At 47.3% G+C, this 24,665-nt stretch carries 22 protein-coding genes and 3 tRNA genes; 20 read left to right on the top strand and 5 right to left on the bottom strand.

Annotation, left to right across the window (positions count from 1 at the left end; all coding sequences use genetic code 11):
* Position 1 precedes the first annotated feature (1 nt).
* The 13 genes from ruvB to CWC33_RS01645 all read left to right on the top strand — a co-directional run bounded on the left by ruvB (position 2) and on the right by CWC33_RS01645 (position 14,072).
* The gene (ruvB, locus tag CWC33_RS01705) at positions 2-1,021 is read left to right on the top strand and encodes a Holliday junction branch migration DNA helicase RuvB (RefSeq protein ID WP_100690534.1); all 1,020 of its coding nucleotides are present in this window, start codon (positions 2-4) and stop codon (positions 1,019-1,021) included.
* Positions 1,022-1,408: 387 nt separating this feature from the next.
* Complete coding sequence (gene ybgC / locus CWC33_RS01700; RefSeq protein WP_100690533.1) at positions 1,409-1,819, top strand: tol-pal system-associated acyl-CoA thioesterase; 411 nt, start codon at positions 1,409-1,411, stop codon at positions 1,817-1,819.
* Positions 1,820-1,822: 3 nt separating this feature from the next.
* Positions 1,823-2,533: a protein TolQ gene (gene tolQ, locus CWC33_RS01695; protein ID WP_100690532.1), complete on the top strand. Its 711-nt coding sequence runs from the start codon at positions 1,823-1,825 to the stop codon at positions 2,531-2,533.
* Positions 2,530-2,958, top strand: a complete 429-nt coding sequence (gene tolR, locus CWC33_RS01690) for a protein TolR (RefSeq protein WP_100690531.1) — start codon at positions 2,530-2,532, stop codon at positions 2,956-2,958. Before tolQ ends, tolR begins: the two co-directional genes overlap by 4 nt.
* A gap of 2 nt (positions 2,959-2,960) precedes the next feature.
* The gene (gene tolA / locus CWC33_RS01685; RefSeq protein ID WP_232506947.1) at positions 2,961-3,857 is read left to right on the top strand and encodes a cell envelope integrity protein TolA; all 897 of its coding nucleotides are present in this window, start codon (positions 2,961-2,963) and stop codon (positions 3,855-3,857) included.
* A 12-nt stretch (positions 3,858-3,869) separates the two neighbouring features.
* Complete coding sequence (gene tolB / locus CWC33_RS01680) at positions 3,870-5,219, top strand: Tol-Pal system beta propeller repeat protein TolB (protein WP_100690530.1); 1,350 nt, start codon at positions 3,870-3,872, stop codon at positions 5,217-5,219.
* Between the two features lie 48 nt (positions 5,220-5,267).
* The gene (gene pal / locus CWC33_RS01675) at positions 5,268-5,804 is read left to right on the top strand and encodes a peptidoglycan-associated lipoprotein Pal (protein WP_088768609.1); all 537 of its coding nucleotides are present in this window, start codon (positions 5,268-5,270) and stop codon (positions 5,802-5,804) included.
* A gap of 22 nt (positions 5,805-5,826) precedes the next feature.
* Complete coding sequence (ybgF, locus tag CWC33_RS01670) at positions 5,827-6,585, top strand: tol-pal system protein YbgF (RefSeq protein ID WP_100690529.1); 759 nt, start codon at positions 5,827-5,829, stop codon at positions 6,583-6,585.
* 134 nt (positions 6,586-6,719) lie between these two features.
* Positions 6,720-6,795 (top strand) — tRNA-Lys (locus tag CWC33_RS01665).
* Positions 6,796-6,824: 29 nt separating this feature from the next.
* Positions 6,825-6,900 (top strand) — tRNA-Lys (locus tag CWC33_RS01660).
* A 96-nt stretch (positions 6,901-6,996) separates the two neighbouring features.
* A complete protein-coding gene (gene nadA / locus CWC33_RS01655; RefSeq protein WP_100690528.1) occupies positions 6,997-8,037 on the top strand; it encodes a quinolinate synthase NadA in 1,041 nt (346 codons plus the stop codon).
* Between the two features lie 132 nt (positions 8,038-8,169).
* The gene (gene gltB, locus CWC33_RS01650) at positions 8,170-12,636 is read left to right on the top strand and encodes a glutamate synthase large subunit (RefSeq protein ID WP_100690527.1); all 4,467 of its coding nucleotides are present in this window, start codon (positions 8,170-8,172) and stop codon (positions 12,634-12,636) included.
* Positions 12,636-14,072 carry an FAD-dependent oxidoreductase gene (locus CWC33_RS01645; RefSeq protein WP_100690526.1) on the top strand — a complete coding sequence of 479 codons (1,437 nt, stop codon included), beginning with the start codon at positions 12,636-12,638 and terminating at the stop codon, positions 14,070-14,072. The genes gltB and CWC33_RS01645 overlap by 1 nt, the downstream gene beginning before the upstream one ends.
* Here CWC33_RS01645 and CWC33_RS01640 read toward each other — a convergent pair.
* The gene (locus CWC33_RS01640; RefSeq protein ID WP_100690525.1) at positions 14,039-14,881 is read right to left on the bottom strand and encodes an SDR family oxidoreductase; all 843 of its coding nucleotides are present in this window, start codon (positions 14,879-14,881) and stop codon (positions 14,039-14,041) included. The two genes, CWC33_RS01645 and CWC33_RS01640, sit on opposite strands and share 34 nt — an antisense overlap.
* A 71-nt stretch (positions 14,882-14,952) precedes the next feature.
* Here CWC33_RS01640 and CWC33_RS01635 point away from each other — a divergent pair, with 71 nt between their 5' ends.
* The 7 genes from CWC33_RS01635 to CWC33_RS01605 all read left to right on the top strand — a co-directional run bounded on the left by CWC33_RS01635 (position 14,953) and on the right by CWC33_RS01605 (position 22,339).
* Positions 14,953-16,872 (top strand): PilZ domain-containing protein, encoded by a 1,920-nt coding sequence (locus tag CWC33_RS01635; protein ID WP_100690524.1) that lies wholly within the window; start codon positions 14,953-14,955, stop codon positions 16,870-16,872.
* Between the two features lie 72 nt (positions 16,873-16,944).
* Positions 16,945-18,330 (top strand): M28 family metallopeptidase, encoded by a 1,386-nt coding sequence (locus CWC33_RS01630; protein ID WP_100690523.1) that lies wholly within the window; start codon positions 16,945-16,947, stop codon positions 18,328-18,330.
* Positions 18,323-19,300, top strand: coding sequence for an amidoligase family protein (locus CWC33_RS01625; RefSeq protein WP_100690522.1), 978 nt, complete (start codon positions 18,323-18,325; stop codon positions 19,298-19,300). Before CWC33_RS01630 ends, CWC33_RS01625 begins: the two co-directional genes overlap by 8 nt.
* Positions 19,273-19,935 carry a gamma-glutamyl-gamma-aminobutyrate hydrolase family protein gene (locus CWC33_RS01620; protein ID WP_100690521.1) on the top strand — a complete coding sequence of 221 codons (663 nt, stop codon included), beginning with the start codon at positions 19,273-19,275 and terminating at the stop codon, positions 19,933-19,935. Before CWC33_RS01625 ends, CWC33_RS01620 begins: the two co-directional genes overlap by 28 nt.
* Positions 19,936-20,055: 120 nt before the next feature.
* Complete coding sequence (locus CWC33_RS01615) at positions 20,056-21,687, top strand: methyl-accepting chemotaxis protein (RefSeq protein ID WP_100690520.1); 1,632 nt, start codon at positions 20,056-20,058, stop codon at positions 21,685-21,687.
* 46 nt (positions 21,688-21,733) lie between these two features.
* Positions 21,734-21,821 (top strand) — tRNA-Ser (locus tag CWC33_RS01610).
* A 179-nt stretch (positions 21,822-22,000) separates the two neighbouring features.
* Positions 22,001-22,339 carry a hypothetical protein gene (locus tag CWC33_RS01605; RefSeq protein ID WP_100690519.1) on the top strand — a complete coding sequence of 113 codons (339 nt, stop codon included), beginning with the start codon at positions 22,001-22,003 and terminating at the stop codon, positions 22,337-22,339.
* Between the two features lie 59 nt (positions 22,340-22,398).
* Here CWC33_RS01605 and bfr (CWC33_RS01600) read toward each other — a convergent pair whose 3' ends face one another.
* The 4 genes from bfr (CWC33_RS01600) to CWC33_RS01585 form a co-directional block, all read right to left on the bottom strand.
* Positions 22,399-22,866, bottom strand: a complete 468-nt coding sequence (bfr, locus tag CWC33_RS01600; RefSeq protein WP_088768597.1) for a bacterioferritin — start codon at positions 22,864-22,866, stop codon at positions 22,399-22,401.
* Positions 22,866-23,342, bottom strand: coding sequence for a bacterioferritin (gene bfr / locus CWC33_RS01595; RefSeq protein ID WP_100690518.1), 477 nt, complete (start codon positions 23,340-23,342; stop codon positions 22,866-22,868). The genes bfr (CWC33_RS01600) and bfr (CWC33_RS01595) overlap by 1 nt, the downstream gene beginning before the upstream one ends.
* A 34-nt stretch (positions 23,343-23,376) precedes the next feature.
* The gene (locus CWC33_RS01590) at positions 23,377-23,601 is read right to left on the bottom strand and encodes a bacterioferritin-associated ferredoxin (protein WP_100690517.1); all 225 of its coding nucleotides are present in this window, start codon (positions 23,599-23,601) and stop codon (positions 23,377-23,379) included.
* A gap of 85 nt (positions 23,602-23,686) precedes the next feature.
* On the bottom strand, positions 23,687-24,661 hold the full coding sequence (locus CWC33_RS01585; RefSeq protein WP_100690516.1) for a calcium/sodium antiporter: 975 nt from the start codon (positions 24,659-24,661) through the stop codon (positions 23,687-23,689).
* Positions 24,662-24,665 lie beyond the last annotated feature (4 nt).

Here is a 24,665-nt window from a genome sequence, read left to right as displayed (position 1 = left end):
GATGATAGAAGCCGACCACATTCCAACTGACCGAATTGTTGAAGCCGATGTACAGGGTGACGATGAAGCCATTGATCGTGCTATTCGCCCGAAAAAGCTGGATGAATATACGGGTCAAAAACACGTCGTTGAACAAATGGCGATTTTTATTGAGGCTGCTCGGAAAAGGCAGGAAGCGCTTGACCATTTATTAATTTTTGGTCCACCGGGACTGGGGAAAACTACGCTGGCAAACATTGTTGCTAATGAACTGGACGTTAATATTAAAACAACTTCAGGACCTGTTCTGGAAAAGGCTGGCGATTTAGCGGCATTGTTGACGAACTTAGACGAGCACGATGTTCTTTTTATTGATGAAATTCATCGGTTAAGCCCCGTTGTTGAAGAAATTTTGTATCCGGCAATGGAAGATTACCAGCTGGATATAATGATTGGCGAGGGGCCAGCAGCCCGGTCAATTAAGCTCGACTTACCGCCTTTTACTTTGGTGGGGGCCACCACTCGAGCTGGTGCTTTGACATCACCACTGCGCGATCGCTTTGGTATTGTGCAGCGGCTTGAGTTTTATGACGTAGAAGAATTAACCGATATTGTGTCGCGCTCAGCCCATTTTATGAACGTGACAATGAAAGAGGGCGGCGCTAAAGAAATAGCACGACGTTCGCGAGGAACACCAAGAATTGCTAATCGACTGTTACGTCGGGTGCGCGACTACGCCGAAGTTAAAGGTAATGGTGAAATTGACCAGGAAACCGCGAACGCAGCACTCACGATGGTCGATGTTGATCACGCTGGCTTTGATTACATGGATCGCAAACTTCTATTAGCCATTATGGAAAAATTTATGGGGGGTCCTGTCGGGCTTGATAATCTTGCGGCGGCAATTGGTGAAGAAAAAGATACCATTGAAGATGTGCTGGAACCTTACCTTATTCAACAGGGGTTTTTACAAAGAACGCCGCGAGGTCGCCTGGCAACGCCAAGAGCTTACCAGCACTTCGGATTGAAACCTGATAAATAGGCAAAAAAAAGCCCGCACAAAAGTACGGGCAAATAGAACAACAAGAAGGAAGTTAAATCCAGGGAACAATCTAAGAAGAAGTGACAACCAATCTCTTCGTCTGTGATATGTGGCGTATTATAAGTATTATAGGCGCTTGATCAAACAAGAAAAATTGCTTTCTCGCATTAGAAAAACTAATTCGTAGTAAGGTGAAGCTGCTCAAAAAAAGCGCAACATAATTATAACAAAATTAAAAATAGCATATAAAACAGTGGTATTTTGTTTTTATGTTTCAGTTCTGTCATAAAAAAAAGTCTGTTGATAATTTAACCAGCGACACTTTTGGCGCTTTCTTTACAAATTATTACATTACCGTAACTTTTCAGAACTTTACCCGAGGTGATAATGTCTCAGTATCAGTTTGAATGGCCTATTCGTGTGTACTATGAGGACACCGATGCAGGTGGTATTGTTTATTATGCCAATTATCTCAAATTCCTTGAGCGGGCCAGAACAGAATGGTTACGCTCTTTAGGGATTGAACAGGACACTTGGTTAGCTCACAATATAGCCTTTGTGGTGCGTAAGGTTGAGCTTGATTTAAAAAAAGCAGCTCGATTCAACGAAGAGCTAACAGTAACTGTTGACGTTATAAAAAAGAAAAAAGCGTCGTTAATGTTTAAACAAAATGTTTTGGGAAAAGATGGCAGTGTTCATTGCTCGGCGGTTGTAACTGCTGCGTGTGTTGATAACTCGGTAATGAAACCTGTAGCTATTCCGACATCTATTTTATCGCGTATTGAGACAGAGGTTTAGAGCGTGCAAGCAGAGCTATCTTTTATTGACTTATTTTTGCAAGCCAGCTTATTAGTGAAGCTGGTTATGGTTATCTTACTCGCCATGTCGGTTTGGGGCTGGGTATTGATATTTCAACGCCGAAAAGTGCTCAACCAGGCGCAAAAAGATGCGCTAAAATTTGAAGATCGCTTCTGGTCTGGGGTAGACCTTGCGCGCTTGTATCAAGAAATTTCTGCGCGTGCAAAAAACGCCCGGGGTATGGAGCTGATGTTTCATTCAGGCTTTAAAGAGTTTGCTCGTCTGCGAAATCAATCGGGCGGAAACAACCAATCCATGCTGGAAAGTGCCTTCCGCGCAATGCGCGTTGCGCATGCCAGAGAAATGGAAAAGCTCGACAGCCATTTAGGAACGCTGGCAACCATTGGATCTATCAGCCCTTATATCGGCTTGTTTGGTACAGTATGGGGTATTATGAATGCGTTTATCGCATTAGGTGCCGTGCAACAAGCAACGCTTGCTATGGTTGCGCCGGGTATCGCTGAAGCGCTTATAGCAACCGCTTTGGGCTTATTTGCGGCGATACCAGCGGTGATCGCATTTAACCGCTTTACGACGCGTGCGGAAAAAATAGATGGCCAGTACATGAACTTTATTGACGAGTTTACTTCTATACTGCAGCGTCAGGCATTGGCAAAGTCATCAAAAGAGAAAGTGGAAGGTGAGTCACTATGATGGTCATGCCGCGCAAACGGCGTAAGCCGGTTGCTGAGATAAACGTGGTGCCATACATTGATGTGATGCTCGTTCTTCTTATTATTTTTATGGTAACGGCACCGTTAATTACTCAAGGGGTAAAGGTCGATTTACCTAAAGCGACGGCAGAGCCACTGTCAGAGGACAGTAAACCGCCGTTGGTTGCCTCGGTAGATGCCGAAGGTCGTTATTATCTAAACCAAGGGGATAGCCAGGATACGCCAATGCGGGCCGACGAGCTTGCAACGTTGGTGGCTGCCCATTTACAGGTGGAGCCTGATACGCCGGTTATGGTGAATGGCGATGGTGCGGTATCTTATAATCAAATTGTACAACTCATGGTTCTGCTGCAGCGAGCAGGTGTGCCGTCAGTTGGTTTAATGACAGATTCGTCGGAAGAGTAGTTGTGGATAAATCGGAGAGCTTAACGTTACCGCTCATATACTCGATAGCAATACACGCTGTTATAGCCGGTGTGTTGCTCATTAGCTTTGAGTTTACCCCATCGACTCCGGAGGCGATGGAAGTTAACTTGAATCAAAGTGAGTTAGAGCCTTCGGAAGAAATTGTCAGTGCGGTTTCGGTAGATAAGTCAAAAGTTCAGGAACAAGTTGAGCGAATTCAACGTCAAAAGGCGGAAGCTGAGGCTGCTGAACAACGTCGAATTGAGCGTTTAGAACGTCGAGCTGAGGAAGCACGTAAAGCAAGAGAACGCGAAGAGCAGCGTCAAAAAGAAATAGAGCGGCAGCAGGAAATCGAACGTCAGGAAGCGGCACAAGCTCGCAAAGAAGCTGAACAAGCTAAGAAAGAAGCACAGCGCCTAGCGGAAGAGCGAGCAAAAGCAGAAGCGGCAGCTAAAGAGGCAGAGCGTCGAAGAAAAGAAGCGGAAGAAGCTGAACGAAGAGCGGCTGAAGAGCGTCGCAAACGCGAAGAAGCAGAGCGTCGTGCCGCTGAACGAGAAGCTCAGTTGAAAAAAGAAATGGAAGAAGAACGTGCGCGTCGTCAGGCGGCAAGACGTCAACAAGTGCTGAGTGAAATTGAAAAGTACCAAGCGCTTATAAGACAGACCATTCAGCGTAACTGGACCGTCGATGATTCCATGCAGGGTAAGTCATGCGAGTTAACTATTAGTGTTGCGCCGAGCGGGTTTGTTAAGTCGGTCGATACCGGAAGCGGTGATGCCAGTGTATGCCGCTCGGCTCGCAATGCGGTGCTGAAAGCAAATACGTTACCGGTGTCTGAAGACCCGGAAATTTATCAGCAGATGAGTACAATCAAACTGACTGTTAAGCCACAGTTGTAATTAGGGTGACCAATGAAAAAAATCGTATTTCAAGCCATAGCCTTACTGTTTGTAGTGATGAGTTCCGCCCGCGCCGGCGTGCTGGAAATTGTCATTACTGAAGGTATCGACACGGCGCGACCTATTGCTGTGGTTCCTTTTGAATGGAAAGGTGAGGGGCAACCGCCCGGTAACTTAACTGACGTTATTGCTGCTGACTTAAGACGCAGTGGTCGGTTTAACCCTATTCCCACAACGGCAATGCCTCAGCGTCCAACAAAAGACGGTGATATTGACTATTCGGCCTGGGCCAAAATGGGGGTTGAAGCCGTATTAGTTGGTTCGGTTGAACCGTATTCAGTTGACCGCTATATGGTTAAATTTGAACTTATTGATGTGTTACGCGGCCAGATTACCGGTGGTAATGCCCAAATGCTGCGTAATGGCGAACTGGTGCAAAGCAATGACCATGTGCTTGATTCTCGTTCAAGTGTTATTGATGGTGATCAATTTCGTAGCTATTCGCACCGAATTTCGGATGTTGTGTATGAAGCGCTGACTGGTGAAAAAGGCGCGTTTATGACAAAAATTGCCTACGTCACTGTTAACCATGATGACCGTTACCCTTATAAGTTGGCAGTTGCTGACTACGACGGTGCGAATGAAAAAATCTTATTGCGCAGCCCTGAGCCATTAATGTCCCCGTCATGGTCACCAGACGGTAACAAGCTGGTCTACGTGAGCTTTGAGAATAAAACGGCGGAGATATTCATGCAGGATATTTACACCACTCGTCGTGAAAAACTGACGTCATTTCCGGGGATCAATGGTAATCCTGTGTTCTCACCAGACGGCTCAAAATTGGCCATGGTATTGTCAAAGGACGGTAACCCGGAACTCTATGTTTTCGATATAAAAACGAAAAACTTGCAACGAGTTACGCGGAATCGTACGATTGATACAGAACCAAGTTGGACACCTGACGGAAAGTCGCTAGTATTTACGTCAGAGCGTGGCGGTAGACCGCAGCTTTACAATGTAGAGTTGTCGTCAGGTCAAGTTCGCCGACTGACGTTCGAAGGTGAGCAGAACTTAGGTGGTACGGTAGCTCCGTCTGGTAAAGACATGATTCTGGTAAACCGTACCAGAGGGAACTATCATATAGCTAAGCAAGAGTTCCCAAGAGGAACAATGCAGGTTTTAACAAAAACGTCTTTGGATGAGTCACCAAGTATCGCACCGAATGGTAGTATGGTGATATACAGTACAACGCACAATAACAAGCAAGTACTAGCATTGGTATCAACCGATGGACGTTTTAAAGCGCGGTTACCGGCGTCTGATGGGGAAGTTAAGTCTCCCTCTTGGTCGCCATTTATGTAAATAGCCTGAATGGTTGAATTGTTCGATTAAACGATAAGGACGAAAAGGATGCAGCTTAATAAACTTTTTAAAGCTCTGGCAATCGTTGTACCAATGGCAACTCTGGCCGCATGTAGCTCAAACCAGGAAACCGATTCAGGTATGGGCTCAGGTCAGGAAACGAATCAACAAGCAGAACAAGATTCTGGTGTTGAAGTTGGTGCGGCTGAGCGTCAAAAAACGCTTGAAGAACAACGTCAAGAGAAAATGGAAGCATTGCGCAAAGAACACATTGTTTACTTTGCTTTCGATAAGTCTAACGTACAATCTGAATACGCAGAGCTATTAGCTGCGCACGCAGATTACTTAGTTAAGAACCCGTCTGTGAAAGTGGTTATCGAAGGTCACGCTGATGAGCGTGGTACGCCTGAGTACAACATCGCACTTGGCGAGCGTCGTGCACAAGCGGTTGAAAGCTACTTGCACAACTTAGGAGTTCAGGACTCTCAAACTTCAACCGTATCTTACGGTGAAGAAAAGCCTTTAGTTGATGCGTCAACTGAAAGTGCATACGCGAAAAACCGTCGTGCGGTTTTAGTGTACTAATCCTAAATTAGACGGATAGTTCATGAAAAAAACGCTGTTAGCTGTCAGTTTATTGGTGCCTGGGCTTGCTTTAGCCCAGGCGCCTGTTTCGGGTCTTTCTTCTTCAGGTGACGTTGAAAAGCGTCTGGATCAAATCGAGCGCATGCTTGAGGCTCGATCCAGTGCACAACTCAACATGATGGATCAGCTTAATTCCGTTCAACAAGATGTTGCAGAATTAAGAGGGATAACTGAAGAGCATGCCTATCAATTGGAACAACTTTTACAACGCCAGCGCGAGCTGTATCAGGAAATTGATCGTCGCTTTAATCAGTTAAAGGACAACAATAGCCAGAGTAATGATGCCGGCGCAGGTTATTCCAATATGCAGCAGGTACCGACGCAAGCTGATGGCAGCAGTTATTCAGCAAGCTTGAGTGAAAATGATGCTTACGACAAAGCCATTGCGTTGGTTTTGGAAGATAAGCGTTATGACGCCGCCATTCCTGCTTTCCAGTCCTTTTTGGAGAGCTTTCCTAACTCTACTTATGCGCCAAACGCCCATTACTGGCTTGGACAGCTTTTCTTTGCTCAGCAAGAATATGGTAAAGCTGAACAACAGTTCATGACGGTAGTAAAAGACTACCCTGACAGTAATAAGCGTGGTGACTGTTTATTGAAGCTTGGTGCTATCGCAAATGACCAGGGTAACACCGCTGATGCAAAGCGTTATTACGAGCAAGTCATTAGTGAGTACCCGGATAGTACTGAAGCAAATTTAGCCAAGCAACGACTGAATTAACTAACACGAGCGCAACATGTGTTCGTGAATTAATCAGTCAGACAGTTTTTTTCAATTTTAAGTTGCATAAGCGCGTTATTTCAGTAAACTATGCCGCCGTTGCCAAGCAGAACTGGTAACGAATAATTAGCGTTGGGTTGTTAGCTCAGTTGGTAGAGCAGTTGACTTTTAATCAATTGGTCGCAGGTTCGAATCCTGCACAACCCACCACTCGCTAATGCTAAAAAAATCAGAATTATGGGTTGTTAGCTCAGTTGGTAGAGCAGTTGACTTTTAATCAATTGGTCGCAGGTTCGAATCCTGCACAACCCACCACCTCTTCTTTCTGATAACTTAACTACAACCCCCTCTTGAATTCGACTATACTAGCCGCCACGTTATAACGAACACTTGGACATAAGCTGTAATACCATGACTGAGATTCAAACGCTGGATACCCTTGACTATCGGTTTCCACCAAAACCCAAGCCGTTGACGCCTGAAGAAAAACAGGAAACGGTTGAACACATTAAAGCGCTTCTTGAAGAGAAAGATGCGGTTTTAGTGGCACATTACTACACTGACCCTGACATTCAGGCGCTGGCTGAAGAGACAGGCGGTTGTGTTGCTGACTCGCTAGAAATGGCGCGCTTTGGTCGTGACCATCCGGCGAAAAAGCTCATTGTTGCGGGTGTTCGCTTCATGGGAGAGACGGCGAAAATACTGACACCGAATAAACAGGTGTTAATGCCTACGTTAGATGCCGAGTGTTCACTAGATTTAGGCTGCCCTCCGGAAAAGTTCTCAGAATTTTGTGACCAGCATCCGGATCGCACGGTTGTGGTTTACGCAAATACCTCAGCAGCTGTCAAAGCGCGAGCTGATTGGGTCGTTACCTCAAGCATGGCGTTAGAGCTGGTTGATCACTTAGATGCCAAAGGCGAGAAAATTTTATGGGCGCCTGACAAGCATTTAGGCGGCTATATTGCCCGTGAAACGGGCGCAGATATGCTGTTATGGCAAGGTGCCTGTGTTGTGCATGACGAATTTAAAGCCAAAGCGCTCAAAGACATGAAGGCGTTGCACCCTGATGCGGCTATTTTAGTACACCCAGAGTCTCCAGAAAATATTGTCGCAATGGCCGATGCTGTTGGCTCAACATCGCAGCTTATTAAAGCGAGCCAGGAACTGCCTAACGACACCTTTATTGTTGCGACGGATAAAGGCATTTTCTATAAAATGCAGCAACTGCAACCAAACAAGACCTTTATTGAGGCACCAACGGCCGGTAATGGCGCAACATGCCGAAGCTGTGCGCATTGTCCGTGGATGGCGATGAACGGTCTTAAAGCGATTGAGCAGGCGCTTGAAACGGGTGGGAAAGAACATGAAATTCATGTCGATCCAGAGCTTGGAGAAAAAGCGATGGTACCGCTGGATAGAATGTTGGCATTTGCTGCGACACTAAAATAACCCCAAAGGCCTCATTTAGAGGCCTTTTTTGCTTTATACAACCCGTTTATAACGATAATAAACAAGCTTCCTACCGAACTTCACAACTGCATGCTAATCTAAAATTAATGATTATTTATTCAGGATTAGTGCATGGGACTGTATCAAAATGCAGACGTAAGGGATAACTGTGGTTTTGGCTTGATAGCGAATATTAATGGTCAGGCCAAGCATGACTTAATAACGACTGCTTTGCATGGTTTAGACCGAATGCAGCATCGCGGTGGCATTGGCTCCGACGGTAAAACGGGTGATGGTTGTGGGTTGTTACTGCAACTGCCGGAACAGTTTTTCAAGGACTTTGCTAAATCTCAGGACTGGTCTCTTAGTAAGAAATTTGCCGTTGGCATGGTGTTTTTCAGCAAAAGCCATGACAAAAAGGAAGCCGCGCGACAGCTTATTGAAGAAGAATTAAAACAGGAAACGTTAACCGTCAATGGATGGCGCAAGGTTCCAACGGATCCGACCATTTTGGGCACGCAGGCCGCCCAGTCGGAACCCGCTATTGAACAAGTTATCGTGTCGGCACCACCGGGGTGGCGAAAAAAAGATCTTGAGCGGCGCCTTTATATGGCGCGCCGTCGAATAGAGCAGCACTACACAGACAACAATGAGCTTTACATAGCGTCGTTATCGAGTCTGGTGATTGTTTATAAAGGGCTGGTATTAGCGAAGGATTTGGCCAGCTATTACCATGACTTGGCAAATGAGAGTATGACCACTGCCATTTGTGTGTTTCACCAACGTTTTTCAACCAATACAGAGCCCAGCTGGCCATTAGCTCAACCGTTTCGATTTCTGGCGCACAACGGTGAAATTAATACCATACGAGGCAACCGTCAGTGGGCGCGTGCCCGGGCTTACAAATTTCACACGCCATTATTACCTGACCTGCAACGCGCCGTTCCCTTGGTGGGCATGAGTGGCTCAGACTCAGCGTCGTTGGACAATATGCTTGAACTGCTGCTTGCTGGTGGTATGGATTTATTCCGCGCGATGCGCTTATTAATTCCGCCTGCCTGGCAGGGGGATGCGACGATGTCAGATGAGATGCGGGCATTCTATGAGTTTAACGCACTGCATATGGAGCCCTGGGATGGCCCTGCGGGGGTGGTATTGAGCAACGGTCGGCATGTTGCCTGCAGTCTCGACAGAAATGGCTTACGCCCAGCGCGTTACGTGCTCACTGAGTCCGGCATACTCACTATTGCGTCCGAAGTCGGCATTTGGGACTACGATGAGGCAGAGGTAACAGAGAAAGGACGTTTAGGTCCGGGTCAAATGATGGCGGTTGACACCTATACGGGGAAGATTTGGTATAACGATGATATTGAAACGGATCTTAAAGAGCGTCACCCTTATAAACAGTGGTTGTCGCAAAACCGCCGCCGCTTAGTGCCGTTTGAGCATAGTCACGCCGACAAAATCGGCCAGCGACTTTACGGTGACGAGACCATGGCCGTATTCCACAAAGCCTTTCTCTATTCTGAAGAAGAGTTGCAACAAGTTATTAGTGTTCTTGCCAAAGATGGGCAGGAAGCGGTTGGCTCAATGGGTGATGATACGCCCCAAGCTTTTTTGTCCAAACAGCCCAGACTGCTTTACGATTATTTCCGGCAGCAGTTCGCGCAGGTTACCAACCCGGCAATTGACCCAATTCGCGAACGTCACGTCATGTCCTTAAGCACCATTATTGGCCGCGAGCATAATGTCTTTAACGAAGCCTCAGGTGATGCTGATCGGGTGGTATTTGAGTCGCCCATTTTAATGTATACCGACGTTAAACAACTGCGGGACTTAGACGAAAAACATTACCGCAGTATGGACTTTTCATTGGCATTTAATCCAGCGGATAAATCGTTACAGCAGGCGCTTAATGAGCTTGTTGAAAGAGTGGTTGAGGCGGTAAGAAAGCAAAGTGTGGTTATTGCCATTCTGACCGATCGCCATTTTGAAAAAGATGATATCACTATTCCGGCGCCAATGGCGGTTGGTGCGGTTCAGCAGGCGTTGGTCAATGAAAACCTGCGTTGCGACTCTAATATTATTATCGAAACTGCTTCTGCGCGTGACTCACATCACATGGCGGTTCTACTGGGTCTGGGGGCCACGGCAATCTATCCATTCCTCGCATATGAAACGGTTGAGCAGTTAGCCGGGCAGCAGAAAATAGACCTGCCAGTCAGAGAAGCGTTACTGAATTACCGTAAAGGGCTGAACAAAGGTTTATTAAAAATACTTTCGAAAATGGGCATATCGACAATTTCCGGTTATCGCGGTGCATCGCTGTTTGAGGCCGTTGGGCTTAATTCGGATGTCAGAGAGTTATCATTCTGCAATATGCCGGCGCGTATTAACGGTACCGGTTTTGATGATATTCAGCAGGATTTACTGCAACGCTTTCAAAAAGCCTGGTTAAAGCGCAAACCGCTAGCTCAGGGAGGCTTATTAAAATATGTGCATGGCAGTGAGTACCATGCTTATAACCCCGATGTCGTGGTTGCATTGCAAGAAGCAGCTAATACCGGGGATGAATCAGCTTACAAGGTTTACGCTAAATACGTTAACGAGCGGCCGGTGACTCATATTCGCGACTTGCTGGACTTAAAGCTTCCAAATACGCCTATGATTGACCTCAATGAGGTTGAGCCCAAAGAGCGTTTATACCAGCGTTTTGACACAGCGGCGATGTCGATTGGTGCGCTCAGTTCAGAAGCCCATGAAGCATTGGCGATAGCGATGAATCGAATTGGCGGTCACTCGAACTCGGGAGAAGGGGGCGAAGACCCTAAACGGTTCAATACTGAAAAGAACTCGCGCATTAAACAGGTCGCGTCAGGCCGCTTCGGAGTGACACCGCACTACCTCGTTAATGCTGATGTTATTCAAATAAAAGTCGCACAAGGCGCGAAACCCGGAGAGGGTGGGCAGCTCCCAGGAGAAAAGGTCACGGCAGAAATTGCCCAATTGCGTTACGCGGTACCGGGTACGACATTAATATCACCGCCACCGCATCACGATATTTACTCAATTGAAGATCTCGCTCAGTTGATATTTGACTTAAAACAGGTAAACCCTGAGGCGTTAGTATCGGTAAAGCTGGTTTCTACGCCGGGTATTGGCACTATCGCTACGGGCGTAGCAAAAGCCTATGCGGACCTTATTACGGTGTCCGGCTATGACGGAGGCACCGGTGCCAGTCCGCTCACTTCTGTAAAGTATGCTGGCTCGCCCTGGGAGTTAGGTCTGGCGGAAGTTCATGAAGCGCTGGTAACGAATAAGCTAAGACACAAAATACGCCTGCAGGTTGATGGCGGTTTAAAAACCGGCAAAGACATTGTCAAAGCGGCGATTTTAGGAGCAGAAAGCTTTGGCTTTGGTACTGCGCCAATGGTCGCTCTGGGCTGCAAGTACTTAAGAATTTGTCACTTAAATAATTGTGCGACCGGTATTGCAACACAAGACGAGCTGCTGAGGAAAAAGCATTTCTCTGGCTTACCGGAAAAAGTCATCCGGTTGTTTGAGTTTATGGCAGAAGAAGTGCGCAACATTTTGTCTTACCTGGGGGTAAAAGAGCTTACCGATGTTATCGGGCGCACCGATTTACTTGAGCGTTTACCCGGTGAAACGAAACGTCAGCAAGCTGTAGACTTAAATATGTTGCTAGCGTCCTCGGGTATTGAATCTGAGTACCCACTGTATTGCACAGAAAAGAATTCACCTTTTGATAAAGGCGATCTGAATCAGCAAATACTCTCGGCCGCACAGTCAGCTATCGACAATAGATCCGGCGGCAAGTGGTCTTTCGATATAAAAAATAATGACCGCTCTGTTGCAGCCAGTTTATCGGGCTATATTGCGAAACGGCATGGTAATCAGGGTATGGCGACTGCACCCATTATTCTTAGCTTTAAAGGCACGGCTGGTCAAAGCTTCGGTGCGTGGAATGCCGGTGGATTAAAACTTAGGTTGACTGGCGATGCCAACGACTATGTGGGGAAAGGCATGGCTGGTGGCGAAATTGTATTAAAGCAACCGCTTAGTGCGAATTACCCAAGTCATAAAGCTGCCATCATGGGGAATACTTGCCTATACGGCGCTACCGGCGGCAAGCTATATGCAGCAGGCGGTGCCGGCGAACGATTTGCCGTGCGTAATTCAGGTGCTACTGCTGTGGTTGAGTCTATTGGTGATCATGGCTGTGAGTACATGACTGGTGGAATTGTCGCGGTACTAGGCGATTGTGGCATCAACTTTGGCGCCGGCATGACAGGCGGTTTTGCCTATTTGCGAGACATCGACGGAGACTTACACCGCCGTTTAAACCATGAGCTGGTTGAAGCGTTAGAAATAGAAACCTCCATTATTAAAGAGCATCTGCGCGGGCTTATTCATGAGCATCATGAGGCTACCGGCAGTGGCTACTCCAGACAATTGCTTGCGTCTTTTGACGAAACCTTGAAAAGCTTCCGTATTGTGAAGCCTAAATCTCAGGATGTGTCCGATTTATTGGGGCATCGTGCACGCTCTACAGCTGAACTTCGGGTACAGGTGATGTAATGAATAAAAATGTGTATCAATTTCTCGACGTTCAGCGAATTGACCCGCCGAAAAAGGCCGCTGATGAGCGTCGCATTGAGTTTACTGAAATTTATGAACCCATGTCGGGCGTGCAGTTGCAGGGGCAGGCAGATCGCTGCCTGGACTGCGGCAATCCGTATTGTGAATGGAAGTGTCCGGTTCATAACTATATTCCACAATGGCTGGAGTTAGCGAATCAGGGACGTGTAACCGAAGCTGCAGAGCTTATGCATAAAACCAATAGCTTACCGGAGATTTGTGGGCGAGTGTGTCCGCAAGATCGGCTTTGTGAAGGGGCTTGCACACTTAACGATGGCTTCGGTGCTGTAACTATCGGCAGCATTGAAAAGCAAATTGTTGATGAGGCATTTGCCAACGGCTGGCGACCCGACTTAAGCGGGGTCGCACAACGAGTGGAGCGAGTTGCCGTTATAGGTGCAGGTCCTGCCGGTTTGGCTTGTGCCGATGTACTGGCTCGTAACGGTGTTACTGCAACGGTGTATGACCGTTACCCTGAAATTGGCGGGTTGCTGACTTACGGTATTCCACCGTTTAAGCTCGATAAATCGGTCATGAAGTTGCGTCGCGAGATATTCAGCGAAATGGGCGTCGAGTTCAAGTTGGGCGTAACGGTTGGCGAAGACATTGAGTTTTCTGAGCTGCTGGAGCAATACGATGCGGTGTTTTTGGCGTTAGGTACTTATAAAGCACTGGATGGCGGCTTAAAAGGGTTAGAGCATAGCGGCGTGTATCCGGCATTGCCGTTTCTTATTGGCAATACGCAAACCCTGATGCCTCATCAACCCATGCCGCAATACCCACACATTGATCTTAAAGGACAGAAAGTGGTGGTGCTGGGCGGCGGTGATACCGCAATGGACTGCGTACGCACCTCAATTAGACAAGGTGCGATGTTGGTGACTTGCGCTTACCGACGAGATGAAAGCAATATGCCCGGCTCGCGTCGCGAGGTGGAAAATGCCAAAGAAGAGGGCGGAGAGTTTTTATATAATGTTCAGCCGGTGGAAATAGAAGCGAGCGAATCTGGACGGGTTACTGGTGTGAAAATGGTGAAAACCGCATTAGGACAGCCTGATAGTGACGGCCGCCGACGGCCTGAGCCTGTTGCAGGCTCAGAATTCACCTTACCGGCAACAGCGGTGATCATCGCCTTTGGGTATCAGGCGAGTCCGCCGGAATGGCTGAAACAGCATAACGTAGAGCTAAGCGACTGGGGTACAGTGCTTACTGACTCGAATCGGGAATTTGCGATGCAGACCAGTCACCCCAAAATTTTTGCCGGCGGTGATATGGTTCGCGGAGCTGACTTGGTTGTTACCGCTATTGCTGAAGGCCGCTCCGCCGCCGAGGGAATACTCGATTACTTCGACCAACTGTCAATAAAAGCTTCGTAGCCTTCAACAAACGTCGGGTACTTAAGTGTATAGCCGCTATTGTGCAAGCGGCTATTGTCACAGCGCTTTGAGCCTCTGGGACCTGGGCCGGGTTCAACATCAGAGGTAATACTGACGTTAAGTTGCTGCGCTAACCATTGGTACATTTCGTACTGTTTAACGGGTTTATTATCACTGACAAGGTAAAGCGGCTGTGAGTTTTCAATATCGGTTAATAACGCATGAATAAACCCGGCGACATCATCTTGATGAATTCGGTTCGTCCAGCTGTCACGTAAACTCATGTTACCGGCAATCAATTGTTTTAATAAATAGTCCCGACCTTCTCCGTAAATACCGCTGCAACGCAATATCGTGGTTTGGCTCGGCAGCGAATCGATTAACGACTCAGCCTGTAACAACGCTTTGCCAGATTCTGATGTCGGAGCTGTTTCACTGGTTTCATCTATCCACTCACCATTTTCCTGAGCATAAACACCAGTACTGGACACATAAATAACGTAAGGCTCTTGAGCGCTATGTGCCAGCACTTGCTGCAAGTGTCTGCAAGGCACGACATAGCCATCGTGGTAGCGTTGTGAGCCTGAGGCAGAAGGCGTCAGAGTAACAACAACAGCGTCCCATTGAGTATCGAATAAATGCCGTAAGTCCTGCTCGTTATCGTAGTTACCAGCAACAAGCTGCACCCCCTCAATAACGGGCTTGTTGTCGGGGTGGCGGCAAAGTCCGGTGACACGATGACCTTCTGCCGCCAACAAACGTGCGGTACGTTGTGCGATGTCTCCGTAGCCGAGTAAAAGCGTTTGCATGATCAACCCCTTAGCGTTAATGTAAATAAAATGTATCCACAACTTAAATAACCACGACAAACGTAGCCACAATGACCCTCGATGCCGCCTTGCAGACACTCGTTGACGAGTTAAAAACAGAGTACCATCGCTCGCAGTTTGAGTCTGTATTTAAGCGCAAAACAAAACACCTCAGCGGACCTGAAAAGCTGAAAGTGAAAATGGCGATTACCGAATTAGCGAAACCGGCACTAGGCGTTGTCGACTTACGTAAAAAAGTTCCGTATGACGTGTTCCCTTACCCCTTTCAGGGTCGCACGCACTATTTTCACAATCGCGCACAGCAACTGTTTGAACAGGGTCTTAAAGCGTATAAAGGCGTTTTCACCGAAGATACAAAGCAACAAATTCTGGCATTGAAAAATCAATACAATGAGACAGGTACTGTTAATGCGCCGGCAACGTCTTTAGACAGCTTTATTGCCGGACACCCCTACGCGCGCCGCGAAGAGCGCATGAACTTTGTGTCGCCGGTGTCTTTTACGTTGGCCGACGGGCAATTGTTCAAGGCAAGTACCGTGGATATATCAACCAATGGTTTACAGCTTAAGGTGGAGTCAGATGAGCAAGTAAAGTCGTTACTGTTCGCTCAGCTCGATGTTCGCTTTTCCGGCCTCGCCGAGAATTTCGTTATTAGTGGTGAACCCAGCGTCCAATACCGGGTGGTAGCCATCGAGAATAGTGAGCCATACGTGTATTTGCGGCTCAAGCGATTAGAAACTGACAATAACAAGGCATTTCGCATCTTTATTGATGAGCTCATTGGTCAATATAAGCACCGTTATAAAGTTAATATTGATCACAGTTTGCAGCGAGTAAAAGCCCGTGCTTATGAAGCGCTTTGGGCAAATGCGTACAGTGGGCTTAAATTGGTACTAGCTGACAATAAGCCAACCTGTTGTGCGCTGGCGAGCGAGGCGAACCGAACGCTACTGAACAGCTGGCAAAAACATGCCCCAAACGCATTATCTCAACTCATGGCATTGCCTTGGGTTAGGCAAGAGCGCGATGCGTTAAAACTAGAACGTAAACAAAGTCGGCGTCAGTTGTGCTTTTTCCGGTTGAGTTTGCCGCTCAATAAGCGTTGGCATGAATACCTTATTCCGGTCACTGATTTAAGCAACGAAGACGGTTGGTTGCCTTCTCTGTTTGCATTGAAGCAGGCGGGGTATCCAGTGCAAGCTTATGCACTCACGATAACTTATGATCGGCATCGTATGAGTACTTTTGCAGAGCTGCAAAAACTTGCGCTACCGATGGTTAATGAGGTTAAGGTTGATAAGCTGGCGCTGTCAAAGTTGAAACCGTATCAACTGGAGGAGCGGTCTGAGCGCAAACTGTGTGTTGTCCCAAGTGACGATAGTAACCTGGAAGAGCAGTTCGGTAACGCATTATCGAATGCGCTATTTGTTCATAAAGATGGCACCAAGTGGCTGCCTAAAGTCGCCGGGCTTATGCCGTTTAGCGAGGGGTTGCCAACGGCTTTTAAAGACGCCGGTTTCTGGCTGAGTGACAGCGAAAAAGTGCTGGGCGGTCGGCAGCTGCAGCGGCAGCTCATGGATAATTTAAAACGGACAAATGAGCCAGTAGATTTACCCGCTATTGTTGTGTTGCGGATCTCTCACTTACCCGGTAAAGAGACCGTTATAGGGCGCTCCTTAAACACTTACAAAACCTTTAGCGAAGCGGCTGAGTACGTGAATTTTTTAAATGATGATGGCGACATTCTCGCGTTCCATATCAGTGGCTCTCGCTCGAATGCCTGCCTGAGCGATGCCGTGCGTGGTGAATTATCGTATATAAGTCGCTACTTACCGCACCGGGCAAGTGAGTTTGAAGCAGAGTTTTTACAGTGTAAAGCGGTGCTCACGGTGTCGGACGTGACCGAAAGCGTTATTGCGCTTGCTGCGCTTGTAAAACAGCCAAACAACATGCTCCAACAAGCTAATTGAGCACCTTTTCATCTGAGTTGTCTTACCGCATAATCAAACGACGTTATTGCAATAATTGATAAGGATTTTGTTATGACCAAACAATGGCTAGCGCCTATGGTGCTGCTTGGGTTGGGAGCTGCATTCTCATTTAGCGCAAGCGCTCAAGATGCGGTGAGTTATGAAGACAAAGACGAGTTGCACGACATTGTGCAGGCGGTTGAAGCCGACAACATTGAAAAAGACATTCGTAAATTAGTGAGCTTCGGTACGCGTCATACGCTGTCAGAAACGGAGTCTGATACTCGTGGTATTGGGGCGGCACGCCGCTGGATTTATTCAGAGTTTGAGAAAATCTCAGAAGCCTGTGGCGGTTGTCTGGAAGTGATGTATGTGAGCGATGTGATTTCTGGTGAGAAACGCATTCCGGATCCGGTAGAAGTAAAAAGTGTTATTGCTATCCAGAGGGGAACGACTGACCCAAATCGTTATGTCATGATGTCAGGCGATATTGATTCGCGCGTTAGTGACGTTATGGACTCTACCTCAGACGCTCCCGGTGCGAATGACAATGCCTCAGGTGTTGCAGGCACCTTGGAAGCAGCTCGTGTGCTCAGTCAATACGAGTTTGATGGGTCTATCGTATACGCCGCCTTGGCCGGCGAAGAGCAAGGCTTGTTTGGCGGTAAAATTTTAGCGAAGAAAGCCAAGGATGAAGACTGGCACCTGACCGCCGTGTTGAACAATGACATGATTGGCAACATCGAGGGCATCAACGGGGTTATCAATAACTCAACAGCTCGGATTTTTGCAGAAGGTACTCGCATGAACGAGTCTGATCGCGAAGCGACTATGCGGCGCTTTTACGGAGGTGAGGTCGATTCGCCGTCGCGCAATTTAGCTCGTTATATTGATTGGATTGCGGACCGTTATGTACCTAATTTGGATACGATGGTTATTTATCGTTTGGACCGCTTTGGTCGAGGCGGTCACCACAGACCGTTTAACGATCTCGGGTATCCGGGCATCCGTATTATGGAGACCAACGAGAACTATAACCGTCAGCACCAGGATTTACGCACGGAAAATGGTATTAAATACGGTGATACCATTGACGGCGTTAATTTTGACTACGCAGCTAAGTTGACGGCATTGAATGCGGCGTCTTTGGCAAGCATGGCGTGGGCACCACGACCGCCGGCCAACGTTGAAATAGAAGGGGCTGTGAAACCAGACACGACGTTAAGCTGGAGCTCTCAAAGTCAGGACGAAGACAATATTGCCGGTTATAAAGTGTATTGGCGTTTAACCGACGCACCGCAGTGGCAGTTTAGCCGTTACGTGGGTAACGTAGATGAGTACACGTTGGAAAACATTGTGATCGATAACTACATTTTTGGTGTAGCTAGTGTAAGCAAAGACGGCTTTGAAAGCCCGGTTGTTTTTCCAGGACCAGCAGGACAGTTTTCGATTGAGTGAGACGGACTTTAAAGAACTCCCTGTACCACTGAATGACAGTGACGAGCCGAGAACCATTGGTTTTGAACTGGAATTCAGTGGCTTAACTTTAGAGCAGGCTTCGACGGTTTTGTGTTCGGTTGTTGACGGAGAATGCGTTCGCGAATCGAAGGCTGAGCACAAAGTCAGAACGTCTGATCTCGGCACTTTTAATGTTGAAATTGACTGGGACTATTTAAAGAAAAAAGCTAAAGCAGAAGATGCTGATGAGTCCAGTCTGTTAAACGAGCTAGGCAACTTAGCCGAACGCTGGGTGCCGATTGAAATTGTTTGCCCGCCGTTAACATTAGAGCAGTGCAAGGTACTTATTCCTCTTGTAAATGAGCTTCGTCAGGCTGGCGCAAAGGGCACTGATGAGTCCTGGATAGCCGCTTATGGTGTTCATATTAACGCGGAAATCCCCAAAGTCGATGCACCAACCATACTGAGATACTTGCAGGCTTATGGTGTATTGCAATGGTGGCTTATTGAGAAACATAAGGTTGATACCACCAGAAAGATAAGCCCTTATATCGATAAATACCCAGAAGACTATTTGCATCGTCTGATGGCACAAGACGACGTTGATATGTCGACCCTCATTGATGATTACTTATCATTTAATGCGACCCGAAACCGAGCTCTTGATATGCTGCCTCTGTTCGCCCACGTTGATGAAACTAGGGTGATGGAAGCTGTTAGAGACAGCAAGATTAAGGCACGCCCTACCTTTCACTATCGTTTACCCAACTGTCAAATTGAGCATCCGGACTGGCAGCTCAGTGAAGAGTGGAATTTATGGTGGGTGATAGAAGCTTTAGCGAATGACGAAGAGGCTTTGGCCTACTGGCGAGATGCATTTCGTAAGGCGGAGCGACCTATTATGGGCGTCGCTGAGAACGATTGGAAAAAGAGGTTAACGCAATGGCTCAGCGACCGCGAGTGGTGGTAACCGGGACGGCACGCAAGTGGTCGCCGTCGTGGTGGTGTACCTGGCTGGCGCTCAGGCTGCTTGGTGCGCGCCCTATCCGAGTGAGCGTCAGACACCGCTGCGAAGACGAATCCGTTGATGCGGTGATCATTGGTGGTGGCGATGACATCAGCCCGTCTCATTATAATCAGCCGCCCGAGCCCGATGGCGAATACGATCCTGAACGTGATGATATTGAAATTCGCTGGATACAGTGGGCGCTTGAGAATAAAAAGCCGCTTCTAGGTATTTGCCGAGGCTCTCAGCTCATTAATGTCGTGCTTGGCGGTGAACTGGATCAGAATATTAAAGAGCTTCGAAAATTAACGTATAACCGTCCCGGCTTGTTACCAACCAAACAAGTGTTTTTGGAAAAAAACTGTTTACTGTCTGAGGTGTGTAAAAAGCGCAAACTAAGGGTGAACAGCCTGCATTCCCAAATAGTTAAACAAGTTGGTGTGGGCATGCGTGCAACCGGTTGGGATTTAGACGGTTTTATACAAGCTTCTGAGAGTGACGGGCGAGAACAAGCCGTTATTGGCGTACAGTGGCACCCCGAGTACATGTTTTACGTTCCTAGCCAGTTAAGAATTTTTCGTTGGTTATTAAGCCGTTAAATTATTAAACGCAAAAATCGATTAATTTCATCTCATTTTATTCGTTCTTTCTGATCCTTCCTCTCAGTTATTCTGTATAACCATTCAAGTTAATATAACCCCGCAGTTTCGAGGTAAGAGATGACGATAGCGAATCGGTTATACGCAGGCTTTGCGTTTATTCTGTTATTGCTTGCAATAACCACCATTATAGGCACCTACCAAGTAGGCGAAATTGATAAAACCCTGGTTCGGGTGAACGAGGTAGGTAGCGAGAAGCAACGGTTTGCTATCAACTACCGTGGCAGCGTGCATGACAGAGCCATTGCGTTACGCGACTTAGTGTTGGTGGAGCGCGCAAGCGAACGGCCGCCACTTAGAGAGCTTATAGCGAAGCTGAAAAATGACTACGCAGAGTCGCAACAGGGGATGCAGCGCATCATTTCTGACGCGAACCTGGTTAATAGTCAGGAAAAGTCCTTACTGGCGGCAATAGCGGAAATACGTAAACAAGGTTTAGAGTCTGCTGCCGAGGTTGAACGCTTGCTGCAATCTGACCGACGTCAGCAAGCTCAGGACTATGTCATTCGTGAGCTGGGTCCCATTTATGCGGAATGGCTGAACCGAATCAACGATTTCATTGATTATCAGGAAGCGAGCATTTCTAAGGGAACCCAAGGCGTTATGGAGCGAAGCGAAAACTTCGCGACACTGATGTGGTGGATAACGGCCTTTGCCATTATTGCTGGTGGTTTAGTGGCCTGGAGAATTGTGGTCCGTTTAACTCACAAAATTGGTGGTGAACCCGAAGAGGCCGCTGACGTGTTGCAGCAAATTGCCGACGGCGATTTAACCGTTGAGACTCGCTCCAAGTACAAAGGCAGCATGATGGACGACGTGAACACCATGGTCCGTCGTCTGCAAGGACTGTTGAAAGAAGTGAACGAGTCGGCAACGACCTTGGTGGATGCCTCTTCTGAACTTTCAGAAACCGCTGATAATAACCAAAAACTGGTTGTTGAGCAGCAGGAGCAGACAACCCAAGGTGCCGCCGCTATTCATCAGATGTCGCAGACGGTGCGAGAAGTCGCACAACATACTGAAGAAGCCGCGCAACTGGCTGACGATACCGACAAGGAAACCATGAACGGCAGCCGTGAAGTGGAAGCGACGGTGCGTTCTATTGAAGAATTGGCGAAGCAAGTAGAAAGTGCTTCTACCGTTATCGGTGAATTGTCTGACAATACCGCTGAAATTAATAAAGTTCTTGAGGTTATTGAAGGCATTGCTGACCAGACGAACCTGCTGGCGTTGAACGCGGCCATTGAGGCGGCACGAGCGGGCGAACATGGCCGTGGCTTCTCTGTCGTAGCCGACGAAGTTCGTGCGCTGGCCAACCGAACTCAGGACTCAACGCGCAGCATTCAAAGCCTTATTGAAACCATGCGTGGCAGTGCAACTAATGCGGTTGATGTTATGGAACAAGGACGTCAGAAAGCAGCCGAAAGCGTTGAACAAGCGCGCAGAGCCGGGGAGTCACTGCAGTCTGTTAACACCTCAGTTGCGAAAATGAGCGATATGAACGCCCAAATCGCAACGGCCGCTGAGGAGCAAACTGCCGTTGCCGAAGAAATTAATCAGAACTTTACCTCTATTACCGAAGCCGCAGAGCAAACCGCTGCCGGCTCTGAACAAATCAGTGAAGCCAGTCGCGAGTTGCGAGAGTTGGCAAAACGATTAAATAAAGGCATGAAACGCTTTAAAATTGCTTAAACCCCTTGATTAGAACGGCTAAAACCCCTACCATAGCGGCCGTTCTGGAGAGGTGTCCGAGTGGCTGAAGGAGCACGCCTGGAAAGTGTGTATACGGCAACGTATCGAGGGTTCGAATCCCTCTCTCTCCGCCAGATATAAAGAAACCGCCCTTGTGGCGGTTTTTTTGTGTCTGCAATACTTGTTTCTATTGCAATAATCCCCCCGGGTGGTAGTTTTAAAATTCGTTTAATGGGTAAGTACCAGGGAAGGTGTGATATGACATTTTGTTCTGGCGCTTTCCTGCCAAGTAATAAAACCAATAAGGATAGTTATGTTTAAACGAGTTTTACCGGTAGTGGCAGGCGCAATGATATTATCAGCATGCAGCGGCGGTACGCCCACGTGCAGTGATTCAGAAACCGTCGATTTGGTTTTAGAAATTAGTAACGACGAGCTGGTTGCGCAACTCGGAACCGAATTTGCGAGCGTAATTGAGATGTCATTAGACGCGATTCGCACCCAAGGACACGATGAAAAGCTTGATACTTACCAGTGCGCGGCTGATTTAATTATGTCTGGCCCGGGTGGTGAGAGCAATGTGCCGGTAGAATATACCGTTGAGTCAACGGACGATAACGATGAGTTCTACGTCACTGTCTATGGCTTATAACGTTATTGGGAAATTAAAAAAGGCGCCAAATGGCGCCTTTTGTTTTTCTGTAACTGCACTTACATCATTTTCTGTAAGTAAAGTTGCTCACCCAATTTATCCATTAAGCCCAACTGAATTTTAAGCCAGTAAGCATGGTCTTCTTCGGTGTCTTTTAAAATACCAACGAGCATATCGCGCGTAACGTAGTCGTCGACTTCTTCGCAATATTCAATAACCTCACGAAGCGTTTTCGCGTTGTTGTACTCAAGCTGTAAATCGTTTTCCAGCATTTCACGAACGTCTGAGCCAATGGTGTGTGGCTCACGATTTTTCATGTTTGGCTCGCCTTCTAAAAATAGAATGCGGCGAATCAGTAAGTCAGCATGACCGCGCTCGTCATCAATTTCATGGTTAATACGCTCGTAAAGCTTCATCAAGCCCATGTCTTCGTACTGACGAGAGTGAGAGGTGTATTGGTCAATTGATGTCAGTTCAAACGCAAGCAAACGGTTTAATTGCTCTACAACATTGTTATCTCTGCGCATTATTCGGCCTCATCCATTTTTGTTTGTAAATACACCTCGTTACCAAGACGAGAAATGAGATCAATTTGAGTTTCCAGCCAGTCAAGATGTTCTTCCTGAGAGTCTAAAATGTCTCTTAATGCCTTACGACTGACGTAGTCTTTGTGCTCTTCGCACACTTTTACGGCGTCACGAATGGCACTGACATCGCCAAACTGAACTTTGTGGTCTAACTCGAGCATTTCCCGAGGTTCTTCGCCAACGTACAGCTTTCCTAGCTCTTGTAAATTAGGAATACCTTCAAGAAATAAAATGCGTTCGATAATAACATCAGCATGCTTCATTTCTTCAATGGATGCTTTATATACCGCTTTATTTAAGCTATTGAAGCCCCAGTTCTGGTACATGCGGGCGTGCAGAAAATACTGGTTGATAGCGGTCAGCTTTAAGGTCAGCACCTTGTTGAGCTGCTGAATAACTTTTGCATCACCTTTCATAGTTTAAGCTACCTCTTAATTCATAATGTATGAACTAAGTGTAGCATACTGATACTGGCAGCGAAGTTTCTTGAGATTTTTTCGGAAAGCTTTCCTGAAGAGCATCGTTAAGAACACTTTTAGCGCAGTCTTTGCAGCAGCCACATTGCGACGCGACACCGAACTGCTGGCGCAGATCACGCATTGACGAAACCTCTCCACGGCTTACCGCCTGGTGGATGGTTTTATCATTGACTCCTTTACAAAGACATACGTACATAGACTATCACCTCAACGAGTTAGTGATAGTCTATTTCAAATGCGAACTATTTGCAATAGCTTTTGAGTGGTACTTATTTTACTTATTAAGGGTTAATAAAGCCGGTCTTAAGTAAGTAAAGCGTATAAGCAATGTACAAGACGATGAAAATAGCCCCATGCACTCGATTTATTCTTCCCTGACGGGCTTTGCGTATGCCAAAAGCCATTAGTAGCAACGTCAGAACTGCCATGGTTATCCAGTCGCGGCTAAGCACGAGTGGTTCAAGCGATATTGGCTTAATAGCACCGGCAATACCCACCACGGCTAGTGTGTTAAACATATTGGAGCCAATCACATTCCCCAGGGCCAGGTCATGTTCGTTTTTACGCGTAGCTGCAATAGCGGAGGCGAGCTCGGGTAATGACGTACCTATAGCGACAACAGTTAGGCCGATGACAAGATCACTGACACCTAAAGCGGTCGCGATATTGATAGCTCCCCAAACCAACGCTCTGGAACTGACAATAAGTAGTAAAAGACCGACTATCAGCCAAATAATGGCGGGTTTCATGGGAATAGGGTGGGAGTCGAGCTCTTGAGTGTATTCGGCGGCGAGTGCGTCGTCACTGTTTCTCGAGCCAATCCAGACGGACCACCCCATGTAAGCAAAGAAAACGAGTAACAGCAGCCCGGCTTCGAAGCGAGTAATTTGGTAGTCGAGCAGGAAGATAGCACTGAGTAAGGTGATACCAATAAGTACCGGCATTTCCCGGCGAATAACCACTGATTTGACCGCAATAGGTGCTAAGACAGCGGTGATACCTAACACTAACGCGATGTTAGTAATGTTAGAGCCATAAGCGTTACCAAGAGCCAATGCAGGGTTGCCATCAAGAGAGGCTAAAGCTGATACCACCATTTCCGGCGCCGAGGTACCAAAACCTATAATCACCATGCCGATAACTAACGGCGCCATGCCTAAATGACGAGCAACGGCGGCGGCTCCTTCAACAAACTTGTCAGCACTCCAAACCAGAACCGCCAGACCAATAATAACTGCAACGATTGATAACACCATAGAA

This window comes from Idiomarina sp. X4 (assembly GCF_002808045.1).
In the GTDB taxonomy this organism is placed as follows: domain Bacteria; phylum Pseudomonadota; class Gammaproteobacteria; order Enterobacterales; family Alteromonadaceae; genus Idiomarina.
Note: the sequence above shows the minus strand (reverse complement) of the source record. Positions and strands in the feature narration are given on the sequence as shown.

Excerpts from the sequence above, each read along its gene's own strand:
- ruvB (WP_100690534.1), top strand. The coding sequence starts at position 2 with ATGATAGAAGCCGACCACATTCCAACTGACCGAATTGTTGAAGCCGAT.
- ybgC (WP_100690533.1), top strand. The coding sequence starts at position 1,409 with ATGTCTCAGTATCAGTTTGAATGGCCTATTCGTGTGTACTATGAGGAC.
- tolR (WP_100690531.1), top strand. The coding sequence starts at position 2,530 with ATGATGGTCATGCCGCGCAAACGGCGTAAGCCGGTTGCTGAGATAAAC.
- tolB (WP_100690530.1), top strand. The coding sequence starts at position 3,870 with ATGAAAAAAATCGTATTTCAAGCCATAGCCTTACTGTTTGTAGTGATG.
- pal (WP_088768609.1), top strand. The coding sequence starts at position 5,268 with ATGCAGCTTAATAAACTTTTTAAAGCTCTGGCAATCGTTGTACCAATG.
- ybgF (WP_100690529.1), top strand. The coding sequence starts at position 5,827 with ATGAAAAAAACGCTGTTAGCTGTCAGTTTATTGGTGCCTGGGCTTGCT.
- nadA (WP_100690528.1), top strand. The coding sequence starts at position 6,997 with ATGACTGAGATTCAAACGCTGGATACCCTTGACTATCGGTTTCCACCA.
- gltB (WP_100690527.1), top strand. The coding sequence starts at position 8,170 with ATGGGACTGTATCAAAATGCAGACGTAAGGGATAACTGTGGTTTTGGC.
- CWC33_RS01645 (WP_100690526.1), top strand. The coding sequence starts at position 12,636 with ATGAATAAAAATGTGTATCAATTTCTCGACGTTCAGCGAATTGACCCG.
- CWC33_RS01640 (WP_100690525.1), bottom strand. The coding sequence starts at position 14,881 with ATGCAAACGCTTTTACTCGGCTACGGAGACATCGCACAACGTACCGCA.
- CWC33_RS01635 (WP_100690524.1), top strand. The coding sequence starts at position 14,953 with ATGACCCTCGATGCCGCCTTGCAGACACTCGTTGACGAGTTAAAAACA.
- CWC33_RS01630 (WP_100690523.1), top strand. The coding sequence starts at position 16,945 with ATGACCAAACAATGGCTAGCGCCTATGGTGCTGCTTGGGTTGGGAGCT.
- CWC33_RS01620 (WP_100690521.1), top strand. The coding sequence starts at position 19,273 with ATGGCTCAGCGACCGCGAGTGGTGGTAACCGGGACGGCACGCAAGTGG.
- CWC33_RS01615 (WP_100690520.1), top strand. The coding sequence starts at position 20,056 with ATGACGATAGCGAATCGGTTATACGCAGGCTTTGCGTTTATTCTGTTA.
- CWC33_RS01605 (WP_100690519.1), top strand. The coding sequence starts at position 22,001 with ATGTTTAAACGAGTTTTACCGGTAGTGGCAGGCGCAATGATATTATCA.
- bfr (WP_088768597.1), bottom strand. The coding sequence starts at position 22,866 with ATGCGCAGAGATAACAATGTTGTAGAGCAATTAAACCGTTTGCTTGCG.
- bfr (WP_100690518.1), bottom strand. The coding sequence starts at position 23,342 with ATGAAAGGTGATGCAAAAGTTATTCAGCAGCTCAACAAGGTGCTGACC.
- CWC33_RS01590 (WP_100690517.1), bottom strand. The coding sequence starts at position 23,601 with ATGTACGTATGTCTTTGTAAAGGAGTCAATGATAAAACCATCCACCAG.
- CWC33_RS01585 (WP_100690516.1), bottom strand. The coding sequence starts at position 24,661 with ATGGTGTTATCAATCGTTGCAGTTATTATTGGTCTGGCGGTTCTGGTT.